The sequence below is a fragment of the Sphaerisporangium melleum genome (assembly GCF_014646695.1).
Taxonomy (GTDB): domain Bacteria; phylum Actinomycetota; class Actinomycetes; order Streptosporangiales; family Streptosporangiaceae; genus Sphaerisporangium; species Sphaerisporangium melleum.
Window position 1 is genome coordinate 107,085 of the sequence record NZ_BMNT01000017.1, and the last position, 15,988, is coordinate 123,072.

A 15,988-nucleotide genomic window follows, 5' to 3' on the forward strand; every position below is an offset into this window, starting at 1 on the left:
AGACGGCCGTCGGTTCAGACGTCGGTGACGCGCAGGCCCGCGTGCGCCTTGTAGCGGCGGTTGATCGAGATGAGGTTGGCGGTGAACGCCTCGACCTGGCCGGCGTTGCGCAACCGGCCGCCGTACACGCCGCGCGCGCCGGGGATGCGCGAGGCGAGCTCCTGCACGGTGTCCGTCGCCTCACGGTCGTCGCCGAGCACGAGCACGTCCAGATCGATCTCGCGCACGCCGGGATCGAGCAGGAGCACGGCCGACACGTGGTGGAAGGCCGCCACGACACGGCTTCCGGTGAGCACCGCCGCCGCCTGCTGGGCGGCACTGCCCTCCTCGACGTCCAGCGCGTAGGCGCCCTGCTTGTCGAACCCGAGCGGGTTCACACAGTCGACGACGATCTTGCCGTCCAGCTCCGCGCGCAGCGACTCCAGCAGCGCCCGGTGCCCGTCCCAGGGGACCGCCACGATCACCACGTCGGCCTCGGCCGCGACGGTGGCGTTGCCGGCGCCCCGCACGGGCAGGCCCGGGCCGAGCGCCTCGGCGGCCTCCTGCGCCCGGGCGGCACTTCGCGATCCGATCAGGACGGTGTGCCCCGCCAGCGCGAACCTGAGCGCGAGCCCCTTCCCCTGGTCTCCCGTGCCGCCGAGGATGCCGATCGACAGCCCGGTCACGTCCACAGCCGCGTCGCTCATCATGTGGCCGATCTCCTTGTCCCGCTCCGACCATCCGATCATGTCAGCTTTTCCAATCCGGGACGGCGGCGGGGGCGATGATGCACCATGGTCACCATGGACGCTGCGTCGGTGGCCTTCCTGCGCGAGGCGCTCTCCACGACCCGCTGGGTGGAGCGCACCCGTGAGTTCGGCGCCCGCCTGCGCACCACCCGTTCTCCGGGCGGGCTGCTGGTCGTGGGCACCCCGGAGGTGGAGCCGTGGCACCTCGCCGCCCACCTCGACGACGAGGCCCGCCTGTCCGGGCTCGGCCAACTCGCCCCCACCCTGGTGCGCTGGTCACCACCGCCCGGTGCTCCCGCGCACCTCGCCGTCGGCATCGACCGCATCCAGGCCGCGAGACGGGGCGAGACCCTGTTCGTCGTCGCCGAGGACAAGGCGCCCGCCCCCCTGCTCGATCGGGTCGACGACGCCCGGCGCACCGGGGCGACGATCCTCGCCCTGGACGGCGGAGATCCCGACCTCGAAGGGCTGGCCCACGACGCGCTGGCGGTGCCGCCGGACGAGCGCCTGTTCACCTTCGACGCCGCGCAGCACCTGGTCAGCATGGCCGCGGGTGAGAGTCCCCGCTCGGGGGGCCGGCTGATCGACCGGCTGGCCCGCCTCGCCGAGCGCATCACCGGTCCCCGCGTCCCCGACTGAGCCCCGCTCTTCGGCGGGGCGGTGCGTACCGGCGCGGTTTCGGCCCGCGCCACGCGATGGTGGCCGGTGGGGATGAGGAGAGGAGCAGGGAAGCAGGCGCGTCGATCGCGCGCTAGAGCTGGCGCTTCCAGGACCTCGCGACCACGAGGCGATAGACGGCCAGGATGCCGATGCCACACCAGACGAGGTTCAGCAGCGCCGACGGCCAGGCGAAATGAAAGGCAGAGTTGATCATCAGGGCGGTCGCGCCGCCGAGGTTGAGCAGTTGGTAGGCGAGACCGTCCCCGGGCATCTTGCGCATGGACAGCATGGCGTAGGCGTAGAGCAGCACGCCCGCGCCGATCATGCCGAGGATGTCGACCAGGAGGGGCACGCGCTCAGTCTCCGGTGCGCATGGAGCGCCGCCGGCGAGCGCGAAGGACCAGGTGTTGGGCGGATATAGCGTGACATTTCGGCCTCAGCAAGGCACGGCGCACGTGGCCTCCCCAATAGGTGTCAGTGCCTGCGGCCACCGGCTCTCCATGCGCGTCCACCGGGACGTACCACACCGTCCCGGCCGGGGGCGGCGTCACCATCTCCCCAGCTCACAGCGCTCGGCGGCCACTGACGGATACGGTACGCCCCATCCGTCGCGCCATCGCGCCGGACCCCTGCCCGAGATGCCACCCGGTTGGGCAGGCATCAGCAGCGAGCGGAACGACGTCCTATTCAGGGGTACATTTACCGCCCGAAAACCCCCTGCACCCCATCGATCCCGGCGATTACCGCCAACCTCGCATACCTTGCGGGTGCGGAACCGGGCCGGCCGGTCGCGCAGGGCCGCCTCCAGCCTGCCGAGCACCGCGCGCGCCTCGCCGTGCCGGGGTGACCGGAGCCGTGCGAGCCGCGGCGCGGCCACCCGGAGGCCCGAGTCAGGGGACGCGAGGGCGGGATGCCGCAGGTGTCAGCGAAGGCCTGACACAGCGACTCGGCCGTGCCGATGCCGAAGCCGCCACGGGAGGCACCGGCGGTCAGTCACCGTCCCAGTCCTTGTCGGACTCCTGCCACTGCTTGTTGCGGGCGGCGGCCGTCTGCAGGGCCGCGGCGGCCTCCTCCCGGGTGGCATAGGGCCCCATGCGGTCCTTGTTCGGACACCCCTCGTCCGGCTCGACCGCCAGATGCTTCAGGCAGAACCACCACTGGCCGGCGCTCATGTCCCCTCCTTGTACGGTGAACCACCAGAATGCCGCGGAACGTGCGGGGCACTCACTGTGCGGCAGATCCTGCCCGCTCGCGGCGGAACTAGACTTGCCGCATGACGACACTGCTCCGGCCCGGACGGCTCTCGCCCACCCGCAAGGTCCCCGCCCACATCGAGCGCCCGGAGTATGTCGGCCGCAAGGAGCCCCGCCGGGGCGAGTCCGACGTGCAGACCGCTGAGACGATCGAGCGCATGCGGGTCGCGGGGCGCATCGCCGCCCAGGCGCTGGAGGAGGTCGGCAGGCACGTCGCGCCCGGGGTCACCACCGACGAGCTCGACCGCATCGGGCACGAGTTCCTCTGCGACCACGACGCCTACCCCTCCACGCTCGGCTACCGGGGCTATCCCAAGTCGCTGTGCACCTCGATCAACGAGGTCATCTGCCACGGCATCCCCGACGACACCGTGCTGCGGGACGGCGACATCGTCAACGTCGACATCACCGCCTACATCGGCGGAGTGCACGGCGACACCGACGCGACCTTCCTGGTCGGCGAGGTGGACGAAGAGTCGCGCCTGCTGGTCGAACGCACCCATGAGGCGACGATGCGCGCGATCAAGGCGGTGGTGCCGGGGCGTCAGCTCAACATCGTGGGACGGGTCATCTCGGCGTACGCCAAGCGCTTCGGCTACGGCGTGGTGCGCGACTTCACCGGGCACGGCATCTCCACCTCCTTCCACTCCGGCCTGATCGTCCCGCACTACGACGACCCGTCGCTGACGGTCACGCTGGTGCCCGGCATGACCTTCACGATCGAGCCCATGCTCACGCTCGGCACCATCGAGTACGACCTGTGGCCGGACGGGTGGACCGCCGTGACCAAGGACCGCAAGCGCACGGCGCAGTTCGAGCACACCATCGTCGTCACCGAGACCGGCAGCGAGATCCTCACCCTCCCCTGACCCGCTTGCCCGGTCATAGGTACAGCAGCCACCACGCGAGCAGGGTGACGGCGGCGATCACCGGGACGGCGGTCCACCGGCGCGGGCGGCGGCCGCGGAGCAGCGCCGCCAGGCTCAGCGCGGCCGACAGCGCCGCGACGGTGCCGTACCACAGGACGGCCGAGGGGACGCCGATGCCGAGCGCGGTCTCGTTGGACGCCGCGGCGCGGTAGAGACCGACGGCCGTCAGCAGGACGAACGTGACCCCCGTGAACCCGGCGACCGTGGTGAGGGCCACCACCGAGGCGACCCTGCCGGTCGCGCTCTGCCGGACCAGCGCCCGCATCCCCGCCACGAGCTGGACGATCGACGTGACCAGGAACAGGGCGAACGGGATGAGCAGCCACCAGGCGCCCGTGCTCGCGCGGTAGGCGACCGGGGTGACGTGGAAGTCCCCCGGGCCGAAGATCTCGTACGGCGCCCGGCGGGGATCACACGGCGCCGCCGCCCGGGGATCGGCCACGAACGCCGAGATGGTCTGGCGCCCGCACCGGCTCGACAGGAACACGGCGTGCCCGACCCCGGCGAACTCGGCGAACCTCGCGCCCGGCAGCGCCCGCGCCGCGGCCCTGGCCTTCGCGGCGGGCGTCGCGGGATCGAACTGCCCGCCCACCACCAGCACCGGCGCGCTGACGACCCGCCGAGGCGCCGTCTGGGCGGGGCCGTGGGTGAGGAGGGCGGACGGGGAGGCGGGCAGCCCGAAGGCGTCACAGACCGCCTTGTCGCCCTCGACCGTGAACAGGCGAGGGCGCCCCTGGTCCGCGAAGGCGTTGAAAGGCGCCTCGTCCTGGCACAGCACCGCGTAGAACAGCCCGAACTCGTGGGACACCAGCCCACCGCCGGCCTGGTCGGCCAGCACCTGCAACGGACGCTCGTCCCCGTCGGCCAGCGCGTCCACGAGCGCGGGCACGACCGGCAGGACGTCCACCTCGTGCATCGCCTCCTTCAGGATCGCGGCCACGTCGTCCCCGGTCAGCCGGACGGTGATCGAACGGCCGGTGAGGGGGTCGACGGTGCGCACCCGCGCCGGCCGCTCGTCGAGGCGCCGGACCATCGTCGCGAAGCGCTCGGGCAGGCCCGGCCATCGGCGGCCGAGCGAGGCGATGGAGGCCGCCAGATCGGCGGCGGCCTCGTCGTACCAGCGGGTCAGTGGGGGGAGGAAGGAATCGAGGACGACCGACCGGGTGCCCTCGGGGTCGGCCTCGGCGGCGGCCAGCATCGACCTGGTGGAATAGCTGACCCCGAACAGGTTCCACCGGTCGTATCCCAGCGCGTGCCGCAGGTCGACGACGTCGGCGGCGATCTCGGAGGTCACGTAGCCGCGCAGGTCGACCCCCTGCCCGGTGAGCCGGTCGCGGCACGCCGTGGCGCCGGAGGCCATGCGCTCGCGTTCGGCCGGGTCTGCGGGCCCGCCGGGCATGCTCAGGGTGTCGAGGAGGGCTCGGGCGATCTCGGGGCAGTCGAGCCGCGGCCGTGACCACCGGCTGCCGCGCTGTTCGAGCACGACGATGTCGCGGTCACGGCCGAAGGGCATGTCGGCGAGGTAGCCGGTGAGCTGGATGGAGGCCGAGGCCGGGCCGCCGCTGGTGTAGACGACGGGATCGGGCTTGCGGTCGGCCGCCGTGGAGCGGTGCAGGGTGTAACCGACGCGGATCTCCCGGCCGCCCTGCACGTCCCTGCGCTCGGGCACCACCAGGAAGCCGCACTGCGTGCCCGCCGGCACCGGCACCTGGCAGGCCCCTGCCTCCACCCGGGGCGCCCGCGCGGCGGCGACGGCGGTGCGGGGGTGGTCGGTGGCCGCCGCGGACGGCGGGGCGAGGGCCGCCAGGAGGAGAGGGGGAGTCAGGGCGAACAGGACGACCCCCAGTGCCGGCCATCGCCGGGTCAGGCATGCGAAACCGCGCAACGGCCGGTACATCCATCTCCTCCAGCCCGGGACCACTCGGTGACGTGCCCCGAGACTAACGGCCTGATCTTCGCCGTGAGCAGGCCGACCTCTGCCCTGTGGACAACGTCTCTAACAGGGCCCCGGCCTGTGGCCCTCCACGGTTCGGCGGCCGGGCCACCCCCCTGCCGGGGCCGGTGGCCGTCCTCATGCCGCGAGATGCCCGATCTTGAATAGCGTGTCGGACATGGACACCACCGTTGACGGAGTCGCCGGATGGGCGATCGGAATGATGGAACGGCTCGGGGCTCCGGGCGCCGGACTGGCCATCGCCCTGGAGAACCTCTTCCCCCCGTTGCCGAGTGAGGTGATCCTGCCGCTCGCCGGGTTCACCGCGAGCAAGGGGGACATGAGCCTGCTGGAGGCACTGCTGTGGACCACGCTCGGGTCGGTGGTCGGCGCGCTCGCGCTCTACGGCGTCGGAGCGGCGCTGGGCAGGGAGCGCACGGTGGCGATCGCCGCCCGCCTGCCTCTGGTCAAGGTCGAGGACATCGAGAAGGCCGAGGCGTGGTTCGCCAGGCACGGCGCCAAGACGGTGTTCTTCGGCAGGATGATCCCGATCTTCCGCAGCCTGATCTCCGTGCCCGCCGGAGTCGAGCGCATGCCGCTCACCACGTTCGTCACCTTCACCTCGCTCGGCAGCCTCATCTGGAACTCGGTCTTCGTGCTCGCGGGGTACCAACTGGGCGAGAAGTGGTCGCTGGTGGAGCGCTACGCCGGGGTGATGTCGAAGTTCGTGATCGTGGTCGTCGTCCTGGCTCTGGTGGCCTTCGCGGTCAAGCGGCTGGCGGAGAGCCGCCGGTGAGGAAAGGGCGCCGGGCCGGGCGTCGATCTTCTACGCTCAGCTCTCGACGAAGATTCATCAGGTAAATCCTCTATGCCAGATATGTCAGGAGATGCTGCGTGGACGACTTCCAGCCGGCGACCACCGCCGAGCACCTGCTGTGGCTGCTCGCCGAGCACGGCGTGGAGCACCTCTTCCTCAACCCGGGCACCGACTCCGCTCCGCTGCAGGAGGCGATGGCCACGCTGGCCAAGGCCGGGGTCGCCACTCCGAAGGTCGTCATCTGCTCCTTCGAGTCGCTGGCGCTGGCCGCCGCGCACGGCTACTGGCAGGTGACCGGCCGCCCGCAGTGCGTGTTCGTCCACGTGGACGTGGGCACGCAGAACCTCGGCGCCATGATGCACAACATGCTGCGCGACCGGGCCGGTGTGATCATCATCGCCGGGAAGACCCCGTACGCCGAGGAGCCCGGCGCGCCCGGCGGGCGCTCGCACACCATCCACTGGCAGCAGGACGTCCCCGACCAGGCCGGGGTGGTCCGCGGGTACGCCAAGTGGGTGATGGAGATCACCCGGCCCGGCATGCTGGCCCGCGCCATCGGCCGGGCGGTCCAGGTCGCCACCGGCGGCCTGCCGGGCCCGGCCTACCTGATGGTGTCGCGGGACGTCCTCATGGACCCGCCCGCGCCCGAACTCGGCCGCACCACCCGGTACGCCGTCCCCCGGCCGCCCGCGGCCGACCCCGAAACCGTCGCCTGGATCGCCGCCAAGGTGGCCGCCGCGGAGCGTCCGCTGCTCATCACCGCGAAGGTGGGCCGGCGGGCGGCGGGCTTCCACGCGGTGACCCGCCTGGCCGACCTCGCCGGCGTGCGGGTGATCGACCTCGCCGAGAGCGGCTGCGTCAGCATCTCGACGTCCCACCCGATGAACCTGCTGCCCGCGGCGGACGCGCAGCGCGCGGTCGAGGAGGCGGACCTGATCATCGCGGTGGACGCCGACGCGCCGTGGATCCCGCGGTTCACCCGTCCCAGGGAGGACGCGACGATCGTCCACATCGACCTGGACCCGCTCAAGACGAGCATGCCGATGTGGACCTTCCCGGTCGACGTGGCGGTCACCGCCGACGGTCCCACCGCGCTCGGGCAGATCGCCGACCGGCTGGAGGAGATGGGACACACCGCACAGGAGCGCGCCGCCGAGGCGAGCCGGGCTCCGGCGGCCGCCGGGGACGGCCCGATCACCGGCGCGGAGGTCATCAGCGCGCTGAACGGCCTGCTGCGCCCGGACGACCTGGTCATCGAGGAGGCGGTGACCAACGCCCGCGCCCTGCACGACCACCTTGAGCGCACCGAGCCCGCGACCATGTTCGGCGCCGGCGCCCCCGGGCTCGGGTGGGGCCTGGCCGGGGCGGTCGGGGTCAGCATGGCCTCGCCCGGACGCCGGGTGGTGAGCGTCGTGGGCGACGGCGGCTTCATGTTCAGCGTGCCGACGGCGGCGCTGTGCCTGGCGGCCGAGGCCGGCGCGCCGATCATGGCCGTGGTGCTCAACAACGACGGCTACCGCGCGAGCCGGCTGCCGGTCTTCGAACTCTTTCCCGACGGGCTCTCCGCGACCCGCGGGGACGCCGAGGGGACGCGGTTCAGCGCGCCGCCGGACTTCGCGGCCGTCGCCCGCGCGTGCCATGCCCACGGTGAGACGGTGACCGACCGGTCGGAGCTGCCGGCCGCCCTCCAGCGCGGTCTCCAGGCGGTCGAGTCGGGCCGGTCCGCCGTGGTGGACGTCCACATTCTCCGGGACTGACCACCAGACCCGCCGCGGATCGCCTGACACCGGTCAGCGCCGCGAGCCGTCCGTCCCCGGCCATGATGGCCGGGGACGGACGGCACGGTCACGCCAGTGCGCCCCTCCTCCCGCGGCGACGGCCCAGGCCGGGGATCGACGGCCCGGCCGCGCGGCCGGGCCCCTCCCCGCGACGCCGCCTTCTTCCCTCGACGAGGGCGCCGAGGTTCACCGACCGGGAGCCGAACCCCTGTGAGCCGACGGTGACCGGCGCCGCCCGCTCGGCGTCCGCCGCCCACCTGTCCGCCGTCGCCGGGACCGCGCGGCCGGTGGCCGCGCGGGTGAGCGCCCGGAAGACCCGGCCGCGCCGCCGCAGCAGCCTGGCCGGGTTCCTCGGCAGCCCCGCGGGCAGGTACAGCGCGCCCGCCGCGGACGCGCCGAGCCCGCCCAGTTCCGGCAGGCGGACGACCGCGACCGCCTGCGCCCGCGCGGTGACCCGGCTGCCGGACGGCGTCCGCCTGACCTCGAAGGACATCACCCCGGCCCGGCACTCGATCTCGACCTTCAGTGCATCCCCATCCCTGACGACGGGGACATGCCGCCCCGCCGCCCTTTCCCGCCACGTCAGGCCGGCCTCTCTCGCGATCTTCACCACGTCCTCCGGAGCCAGCGGGAAGTCACCGGCGATCGACGCGAGCGCGTCGTCCCCCCTGCGGACCACCCACGAGAACCCGGCTCCGGACAGCAGAACGATCGCGAGGATGGCAATGGTCAACCCCTCCATAGCCTGCTCCTCGCACATGCCGGCACGGCCGGCGGCGCCGGCCCGTCTTCCCCCCGGTCGACGGCCGAAAGCCGCCAGGTGCCGACAAACCCCTCCCTCTTGACATTAGGAAGATATCCACACCGATCACCCATAGCGCCACGCCACCCGGCGGGTTTTCGCACCCCTCCCGCAGTACTAAGTACTGGCCGAAGGCACAGGGTGAAGCCGGGCGGACAGCGGGTGACGATCGAGCGCCCACCGGCCGGGCTGGAAAACTCGTCAAACGGAACATGGCGGCCATACGGGGACGGTGGACCGTGCATACGCACGTGAATTGCCTATTGTTCGCAAGTAACGTGCAAACCCGGCCGAGACCTGGGCGGACGTACCGATTAGGTATCGGCGCGCGGGGCGCGGCCGACACCGCCCCGTGACCGTCCCGGTCGGGCGCGGTCTCAGTCGAGGAAACGCTCCAGCTTCGCGGCGATACCCGAACGCTGCTCTACTCCCAGTTTGCGCAATATACGGGATACATGGCCTTTGATGGTCGATTCGGTGACGAAGATCCGCGCCGCGATCTCCTTGTTGCTCAGGCCGCCGCGGGCGATCAGCAAGGCGATCTCCCTTTCCTTGGCGGAGAGCGAGTTGAGCAGGTTCTCCGCCCGGATCGACGGCCGGGCGATGATGTCCATGGTCTCGGTCTGCCCCCGCTCGCACTCGTGCCGGAGCTCCCTGACCAGACGCGCCAGCTCCGGCTCGCCGATCGGGACGGCCTCCTCGACGGCACAGATCCTGGCGTGCAGGCCGGCGAGGATCTCCGAGACGTCCTGGACCACCTCGACCACCGACGCCCGCTCGGTCTCCTGGCCCTGCCCGGCGACGGCCAGTTCCTCGCGGTTGAGCTCGTCCTCCCGTTCCCGGGCGAGCACCGTCGCCACCGACCGCGCGGTCCACTCGAAGGCCCGCACGTGCTCGGCGGTGTAGGTGCGGCTCTTGTAGCTCTGGATGGACGCCAGCCCGATCACCTCCCGCCCGCCGTCCCGGACCGCGAAGATCGGGATGGTGATGGCGTCGGCGGAGGGCCGCTGCTCGTCGCCGAAGGAGACACCGTGGTGCAGGAGCAGGCCGTTGTCGCTGGCGTACACGTAGGGGCGTTCGTGCTCCAGGATCCAGGCCGCCTGCCCCTTCGGCCCGTATCCGAAGACCTCCGGCGGCACGTACCGCTCGACCGGGACGGCGTCGTCGTAGGTGTAGGGATAGACGATCCTGCGCCCCTCCCGGTAGAACCCGACGTAGAAGGCGTCCACGGCGCAGATGGTGCTCATGGCGAACCGCCAGTAGTCGAACAGCGCGTGATGATCGCCCATCCGCATACGGATGCCGCGGTCGGCCAGGCTGAGCGCCGCCGCCACCTCGGGCGAGAATCCCGAGTCCGAACGAGCCACCGACACTCGTCCTCCCTTGACTGAGTTCGGCGTTCCCTGACAGGCGCCCCGGCGAAAACGGACGTGGTCGTCGAGCCTTACCGACTCGGCGGTGCCGCGTCACCCTTCTCAGTTGATTCGGTGCCATTAAGAGATCGTTTCGCTTCCGAACCCGGCTTCTGGAGCGGCGTGAACCTCCGCCTATGCCATGTCGCCGTACATCGGCGGCGAGAAGCCACCGTCGCATCTCGTCATCGCCGTACGGTCACGGCGGGCACACGCGATGGGGGCCCCCTCCGGCGGACGCGATCACAGCGGCATTCGGCGCACCGATCGCGCCACCCTCCGCCGGGTGAACACGACAAGTCAACAAGGACCGTGCATTTCTCACGGCGATGGCGGTCTTCCCGGTCCGCGGGCAGGAACAGGACCGCCGGAAAAGTGCGCCACGAGAGCGTCAACCCCCGGGGAAATGACCTGAGCGCCCGGCGTCCGGACGGGAAGAATCGGCGTCCGGCCGGCCCGCCCCGCGCCGTCGGCACCGAACCGCCCGTGGTTCACCCGGTCCAGCAGGGCCGATGGGCCATGCGATAACAATTCCGCCTTCCCGTGGCGCGCTCCTCCATTACCTTTGGTATTCACTTGACTACACCCCGGATCCCGGCCACGCGGCGTGTTATCCGGCAAAAGGAATAGGAGTTGCAAATGCCACATATGACGAAAATCAACCCCGGAGAATCGGCGCGCTCGCGTTTCGCCTACGAGTTGCAGCGCCACCGCCTGCTCGCCGGGCTGACCCAGGGGCAGCTCGGCCGCCGGGTCGGCTTCTCCGGCAGCCTGGTGGGCGCCGTGGAGAATCTCAAGCGCACCCCGAGCGACGACTTCGCCAGGCGCTGCGACCAGGCTCTGGGCCTGGAAGGCGTCCTGGAAGCCCTGCATGTGGAGGGCTGGCCGCCTCCTCCCCCCGTCGCCGACCACTTCCGCAGTTTCGCCTTCGAGGAGCGCCGGGCGACGGCCATCCAGACCTGGGACCCGTTGCTGGTCCCGGGGATCTTCCAGACCGAGTCCTACGCCCGCCGCGTGTTCACCCGGGCGCCGGACGCCACGCCGGAAATGGTGGAGGAACGGGTGGCCGGCCGGATGCAGCGCAAGAACGTCCTGAGCCAGGAAAATCCGCCGCTGATCCTCAGCCTGATCGACGAAGGCGTTCTGCGCCGGCCGATCGGCGGTAAGGACGTGATGCGCGAGCAGATGCGGCACCTTCTGGAAATCGCCGCGCATCCGCGGGTCACCATCCAGATCGTTCCGTTCGACGCCGAGGCCATACCCGGTTTGCTCGCCGGTTTCGTTATAGCCGAACAGCGTGGCACCCCATATACGGTATACGTGGATTCGGTACCCGACGGGCGTACGATGAGCGATCGAAACAGCATCGCGTCACTCACCGCTCGTTACGACGCCATCAGGTCGGAGGCATACCCACAATCCCAATCTCTCAAGGTCATCAAGGAAGCGGTCGAAACATGGACCTGAAACACGCGTTATGGCGCAAGTCTTCGCGCTCGGGCGACAACGGCGGCCATTGCGTCGAAGTTGCGAGCAACCTGACCGACCACGACGCAATCGCCGTCCGCGACTCCAAGAACCCCGACGGCCTGCCCATCATCTTCAACTCCGGCGCGTGGGCCACGTTCGTGGACACCCTCAAAGCCGGCTCGATCACCCGCTGACACACGCGCGAATCCGCCTCACCCCGCCCTGCCCCGAAGACCACCCTTCGCGCGGCCCGCTCCACCCCCGGCCGCGACACTCCGGACCCCATCCTCCTCTGAGGCTCCTCCGGACGCCATCCCCTCCCGAACACGCTCCCGCCGGACGCCGGTCCGATGAGCCCACCTCCCCCGCCTGCGGCACGAGGCCCTGCGACGGCCCCGGTACACGGCCGTTCACGGCGGTCCCCGCGCGCCGCCGCCGGGGAGCTTATGCTGGAACACGGTGACCCACCGTTTCGTCGGGGGAACGGTGCGCGGTCCCTGCACCGAGTCATCCGCCCGCGAGACGGACAACGCTCACCGCACGCGTCCGGCAACGAGGGCGGCCCCCATCTCGACCCGGAGTGCGCCACGTGAGCCTTCTGCCCCCGCGCCACGATCCCGACGAGAGCTACCGGCGGCGGCACGAGGGCGTGCGGGAGTTCCTGCGGGTGTTCGACCAGATGCGCGTCCGCCCGTCCTGGCGCGGCGGCGACGTCCCCCTGCCGGTGGTGTGGGTCACCGGGCAGTACGCGGAGACCGCGGCCGTCGTGCAGGCGCTCGAGGCCCGCTGCGACGGCACCCCCTATGCCCACCTCGGCCCCTCCCCCGACCCCGAGGAGACGCCCGAGCGCTCCGCCCCGCCGTACGCCGCGCTCGCCGCATGGCTGCGGGAGGCGGCCAGAGAGCTCGCGGCCGTCGCCCCGCCCGGCGAGGCGCACCTGCGCTTCCCCCTGTTCGCGCAGGTGCTGTGGATGCTCGACCTGCAGGTGCCCGAGGACGAGCCCGACCGCCTGCACGACGGGGTGAAGAAGGCCGTCCGCCAGCGCCGCCGGCAGATCAGCGCGGGCACCGGCCAGGATCGCCGCAACTTCTGGGCCAACGTCCGCGCCTACGCCGAGGGCCCGCTGCCCGCCTGGGCGGCGGCCACCGCGATCCTCGGCGCGGGCTGGGCCGACCAGCTCACCACACTGTTCGGCGTCACGGCGATCGTCGCGGGCCCGGTGATCGGATCGTTCCACGTGCTGCTGCTGTCGCGTAGCTGGGCCGGCCGGCGCCGCTACCGGTGGTTCCACCGCCAGCCGTTCGTCATGCCGAGCCAGCGCCGCAACCAGCCGCACGACGTCACCGCGTTCGCCGTGCGCCTGCTCCAGGTGCGACGCCGCGCCACCGCGATCGAGGTCGCGCCGCGGGCTCCGGCCCCCTCGCCTCCGGCCGGGCAGACCGCCCGGCTCCCGCAGATGGCCGCCCTGCCCGGCGGCCCGCCCTCCGCGCCGCCCGGCGTCGCCGGCGTGGAGAGCTCGCAGCGCGAGCGGCAGGCCGAGCCGGGTGAGGACCGCAAGCGGCTGGAGGCCGTCCAGGCGAACGAGGGCATCGAGCTGCTGCTGGTCAACGCGTTCCTGGAGGATCTGCGGCAGGGGTACGAGCGCCGCCTGTGGAAGGTGTGGCGGCGGGTCGCCTGGGCGCGCACCTCCTACCCGGTGCTTTTGGTCGAGGGCGACTCCGGGCGCCTGGCCGAGCGCATCGAGCAGGTGCGCGCGGCGACCTCCCGGCTCGACCCGCTGCTCATCGTGGCCACCGGCCCGCCCGATCGGCCCGTCCTGCCGCTCCCCGAGCCCGGGGAGACGCGGACGGGGACCATGAGCGGCCGGCCCGAGCTGGCCGAGGAGCTGTGGCAGCGCTGGGGGCACGAGCTGGGCAGAGACCGCGCCCTCGGCTCGCATCGCCTGCTGCGCATCGACATGGAGCCCGAGGACGCGCCCATCCTGGAGAAGGCGCACGTGCCGGTTCGCGCCCGGCGCCGCCCGGCGCTGGCGCACCCGATCCTGCCGTGGGTCGCGGTGACCGCGCTGGTCGCGCTGTCGCTGGTCCGGGTGCTGGCCACGGCCACCGGCACCTGCGACCCGGGCATCTGGCGGGCGGCCGGCACCGGCGAGTGCGTGGGCATCGGCGACGGCGGCTTCGTCTTCTCCCCGCAGCTCGCCCCGGTCCTGGGCCGCATCGACGCGCAGAACCGCGCCGTCCTCGCCTCCGGCAAGCCGTATGCCACGGTGGTCTACTTCGGGAAACTGACCACCACCGGGACGGGCCCCAAGGACGAGCTGACCGACATCCACGGCGAGCTGGCCGGGATCGCCCTGGAGCAGGCGACGCTGATCGGCAACAGCGGCGACGGAAGCAAGCTGCAGATGCGGGTGCTCATCGCCAATGGCGGCGCCGGCTTCCGGTACGCCGAGGAGGTCGCCCAGGAGATCCTGCGCACGATCGACCGGGACCCGAGCGTGATCGGCGTGGTCGGTCTCGGCGAGAGCCGGCAGAACGTGCGGTCGGCGATCCGGATGCTCGCCCGCAAGGCCGTGCCGGTGATCAGCACCACCTCGACCTACGACGGCCTCGGGCGGCGCGAAGACGGCTCCTACATCCCCTCCCACTTCCCGCTGGCCCCGACGAACACCTCGCTCGCCGAGACCGCCGCCCGCTGGGCCAGGCAGGGCATCCCCCAGCGGCGGGTGCCACCGGCGCGCACGGCGGCGGTCTTCACCGACACCCTGCTGAGCGACCTGTACACCAAGGACCTCGGGGCGCGGTTCGTCAGCGCCTTCGGCAAGGGCGCCACCTCCTTCCCGTACGCCAGCGCGGCCGGGCTGGAGGAGAAGGTCATCGAGGTGTGCGCCCGGGGCGCCAAGCCGGACCTGGTCTACTACGCCGGGCGCACCGAGCAGTTCGGCACGTTCATCGGCGCCATCGCCCGGTCACAGTGCCACCAGCTGACGGTCATGGCCAACGACGACATCACGCAGTACGTCAATGATCACGCTCGCGAACTGGGCGGCAACCCGCGCGTCCCGGTGATGTACGTGGCGCTGGCCGCCCGCAGCGCCTGGCGGAACGTCCCCGCGTCGTTCCGCACCGACTTCTACCAGCGGTTCGACGGGCTGATCAAAGATCTGGGCGTCGCGGGGCTGCCCGAGGACCGCCGGCCCTCCAGGGAGTACGCCGTGCAGGCCGAGGACGCCGCCGAGACGCTCATGCGCGCGGCCCAGGTGGCCTTCTCCGGTCAGGGCGGCCCGGCGAACACCGATGGGCGGGCCGGCGTCGTGGACCGGGCGGGCGTGCTGCTCGCCCTGTCGAGCCTGCACGAGATCGACGGGGACAGCGGACTGGTCAAGCTGCACGGCGCGCCGGACGGGCGGCACGCCCTGGACCGGCCGATCCTGCTGGTGACCGTCGATCCCAAGGGCGATCAGGTGGTGGTCCGCCAGTGCGGCCGGCTGTACGCCCAGCAGGATTCCACGTCCCTGTGCTGACCCGGCCGGGACACCATGCCGCCGCGGCGGCCCGGTCAGATGTGGCCGCTGACCGTCGTGCCCTCGCCGACGACGCTGTTGATCGTCAGCGTGCCGCCCACCTCGCTGAAGCGCCGTTTCATGGTGTCCATGCCACGGCCGGTGCGCCCCGGCGGGAAACCGATGCCGTTGTCGCTGACGGTGAGCCGCAGCCCGCCCCGTCCGGTGGTGAGCGCGATGGAGAGCGTGTGGGCTCCGCTGTGCCGTTCGACGTTGGACAGCGCCTCCAGCACGACGGCGTAGACGGCGTCCGCGACCGGGCCGGTGACCCGTTCCCTGGGCATCGCCCAGACCTCGACGGAGATCCCGGTGCGCTCCGACCACTCCGTCAGATAGTCCTCGATCGCCGCTGCCAGACTTCGCTTCCCGCGCATGCGCAACTCTTCGTACAACTCCCCCAACCCTCCTGGGCCGCGCGCCGCTCCCGGGCTGCGTGCTCCCGGCCCCCACCGTGCCTTTCGCCGGATCCCGGCGGCGGCACGTACCGGCGCGTGCTTGAAGAGCGGTCGAGAAAATTCGGAGTGGGACGCCACCCCACGGGACGGGTCGTCCGCATGCCCGTCCTAGGGGGTTATGCCCTGACTCTCTGCTTGCCACGCTACCCGCAGGGACCGCCTGGCGCGTGGTGACGACGGCCTGACCTT

14 protein-coding genes are annotated in these 15,988 nt (G+C 71.8%); 7 read left to right on the forward strand and 7 right to left on the reverse strand.

Translation table 11 applies throughout. The features are described from left to right. Positions 1-14: 14 nt before the first annotated feature. Positions 15-728 carry an NADPH-dependent F420 reductase gene (gene npdG / locus IEY93_RS16740; RefSeq protein WP_372444375.1) on the reverse strand — a complete coding sequence of 238 codons (714 nt, stop codon included), beginning with the start codon at positions 726-728 and terminating at the stop codon, positions 15-17. Positions 729-782: 54 nt separating this feature from the next. Here npdG and IEY93_RS16745 point away from each other — a divergent pair, with 54 nt between their 5' ends. Continuing rightward, a complete protein-coding gene (locus IEY93_RS16745) occupies positions 783-1,367 on the forward strand; it encodes a hypothetical protein (protein WP_203967861.1) in 585 nt (194 codons plus the stop codon). Positions 1,368-1,479: 112 nt separating this feature from the next. Here IEY93_RS16745 and IEY93_RS16750 read toward each other — a convergent pair whose 3' ends face one another. Both IEY93_RS16750 and IEY93_RS16755 read right to left on the reverse strand, forming a co-directional pair. Beyond that, positions 1,480-1,740: a CBU_0592 family membrane protein gene (locus tag IEY93_RS16750; protein ID WP_189163993.1), complete on the reverse strand. Its 261-nt coding sequence runs from the start codon at positions 1,738-1,740 to the stop codon at positions 1,480-1,482. Positions 1,741-2,377: 637 nt separating this feature from the next. Further along, positions 2,378-2,560: a hypothetical protein gene (locus IEY93_RS16755; RefSeq protein WP_189163994.1), complete on the reverse strand. Its 183-nt coding sequence runs from the start codon at positions 2,558-2,560 to the stop codon at positions 2,378-2,380. A 101-nt stretch (positions 2,561-2,661) separates the two neighbouring features. On the opposite strand from IEY93_RS16755, the gene map reads away from it, so the two are divergent. After that, complete coding sequence (gene map, locus IEY93_RS16760) at positions 2,662-3,510, forward strand: type I methionyl aminopeptidase (protein WP_189163995.1); 849 nt, start codon at positions 2,662-2,664, stop codon at positions 3,508-3,510. Positions 3,511-3,523: 13 nt separating this feature from the next. Here the strand turns inward: map and IEY93_RS16765 are convergent, their stop codons facing one another. Next, a complete protein-coding gene (locus IEY93_RS16765; protein WP_189163996.1) occupies positions 3,524-5,467 on the reverse strand; it encodes an alpha/beta fold hydrolase in 1,944 nt (647 codons plus the stop codon). A 214-nt stretch (positions 5,468-5,681) separates the two neighbouring features. Here IEY93_RS16765 and IEY93_RS16770 point away from each other — a divergent pair, with 214 nt between their 5' ends. Continuing rightward, on the forward strand, positions 5,682-6,299 hold the full coding sequence (locus IEY93_RS16770; protein WP_189163997.1) for a DedA family protein: 618 nt from the start codon (positions 5,682-5,684) through the stop codon (positions 6,297-6,299). A 98-nt stretch (positions 6,300-6,397) separates the two neighbouring features. After that, positions 6,398-8,077 (forward strand): thiamine pyrophosphate-requiring protein, encoded by a 1,680-nt coding sequence (locus IEY93_RS16775; protein ID WP_189163998.1) that lies wholly within the window; start codon positions 6,398-6,400, stop codon positions 8,075-8,077. 88 nt (positions 8,078-8,165) lie between these two features. Here the strand turns inward: IEY93_RS16775 and IEY93_RS16780 are convergent, their stop codons facing one another. Both IEY93_RS16780 and IEY93_RS38225 read right to left on the reverse strand, forming a co-directional pair. Continuing rightward, positions 8,166-8,840 (reverse strand): hypothetical protein, encoded by a 675-nt coding sequence (locus IEY93_RS16780; protein ID WP_189163999.1) that lies wholly within the window; start codon positions 8,838-8,840, stop codon positions 8,166-8,168. 437 nt (positions 8,841-9,277) lie between these two features. Next, the gene (locus tag IEY93_RS38225) at positions 9,278-10,267 is read right to left on the reverse strand and encodes a LuxR C-terminal-related transcriptional regulator (RefSeq protein WP_229691206.1); all 990 of its coding nucleotides are present in this window, start codon (positions 10,265-10,267) and stop codon (positions 9,278-9,280) included. 693 nt (positions 10,268-10,960) lie between these two features. Between IEY93_RS38225 and IEY93_RS16790 the strand changes: the two genes are divergently transcribed. The 3 genes from IEY93_RS16790 (at position 10,961) to IEY93_RS16800 (ending at position 15,305) form a co-directional block, all read left to right on the forward strand. Continuing rightward, complete coding sequence (locus tag IEY93_RS16790) at positions 10,961-11,779, forward strand: helix-turn-helix domain-containing protein (protein WP_189164000.1); 819 nt, start codon at positions 10,961-10,963, stop codon at positions 11,777-11,779. Next, positions 11,770-11,976 carry a DUF397 domain-containing protein gene (locus IEY93_RS16795; RefSeq protein WP_189164001.1) on the forward strand — a complete coding sequence of 69 codons (207 nt, stop codon included), beginning with the start codon at positions 11,770-11,772 and terminating at the stop codon, positions 11,974-11,976. The genes IEY93_RS16790 and IEY93_RS16795 overlap by 10 nt, the downstream gene beginning before the upstream one ends. A 395-nt stretch (positions 11,977-12,371) precedes the next feature. Next, complete coding sequence (locus IEY93_RS16800) at positions 12,372-15,305, forward strand: ABC transporter substrate-binding protein (protein ID WP_189164002.1); 2,934 nt, start codon at positions 12,372-12,374, stop codon at positions 15,303-15,305. Between the two features lie 35 nt (positions 15,306-15,340). Here IEY93_RS16800 and IEY93_RS16805 read toward each other — a convergent pair whose 3' ends face one another. Next, positions 15,341-15,718, reverse strand: coding sequence for a sensor histidine kinase (locus IEY93_RS16805; protein WP_189164003.1), 378 nt, complete (start codon positions 15,716-15,718; stop codon positions 15,341-15,343). Between the last annotated feature and the right edge of the window lie 270 nt (positions 15,719-15,988).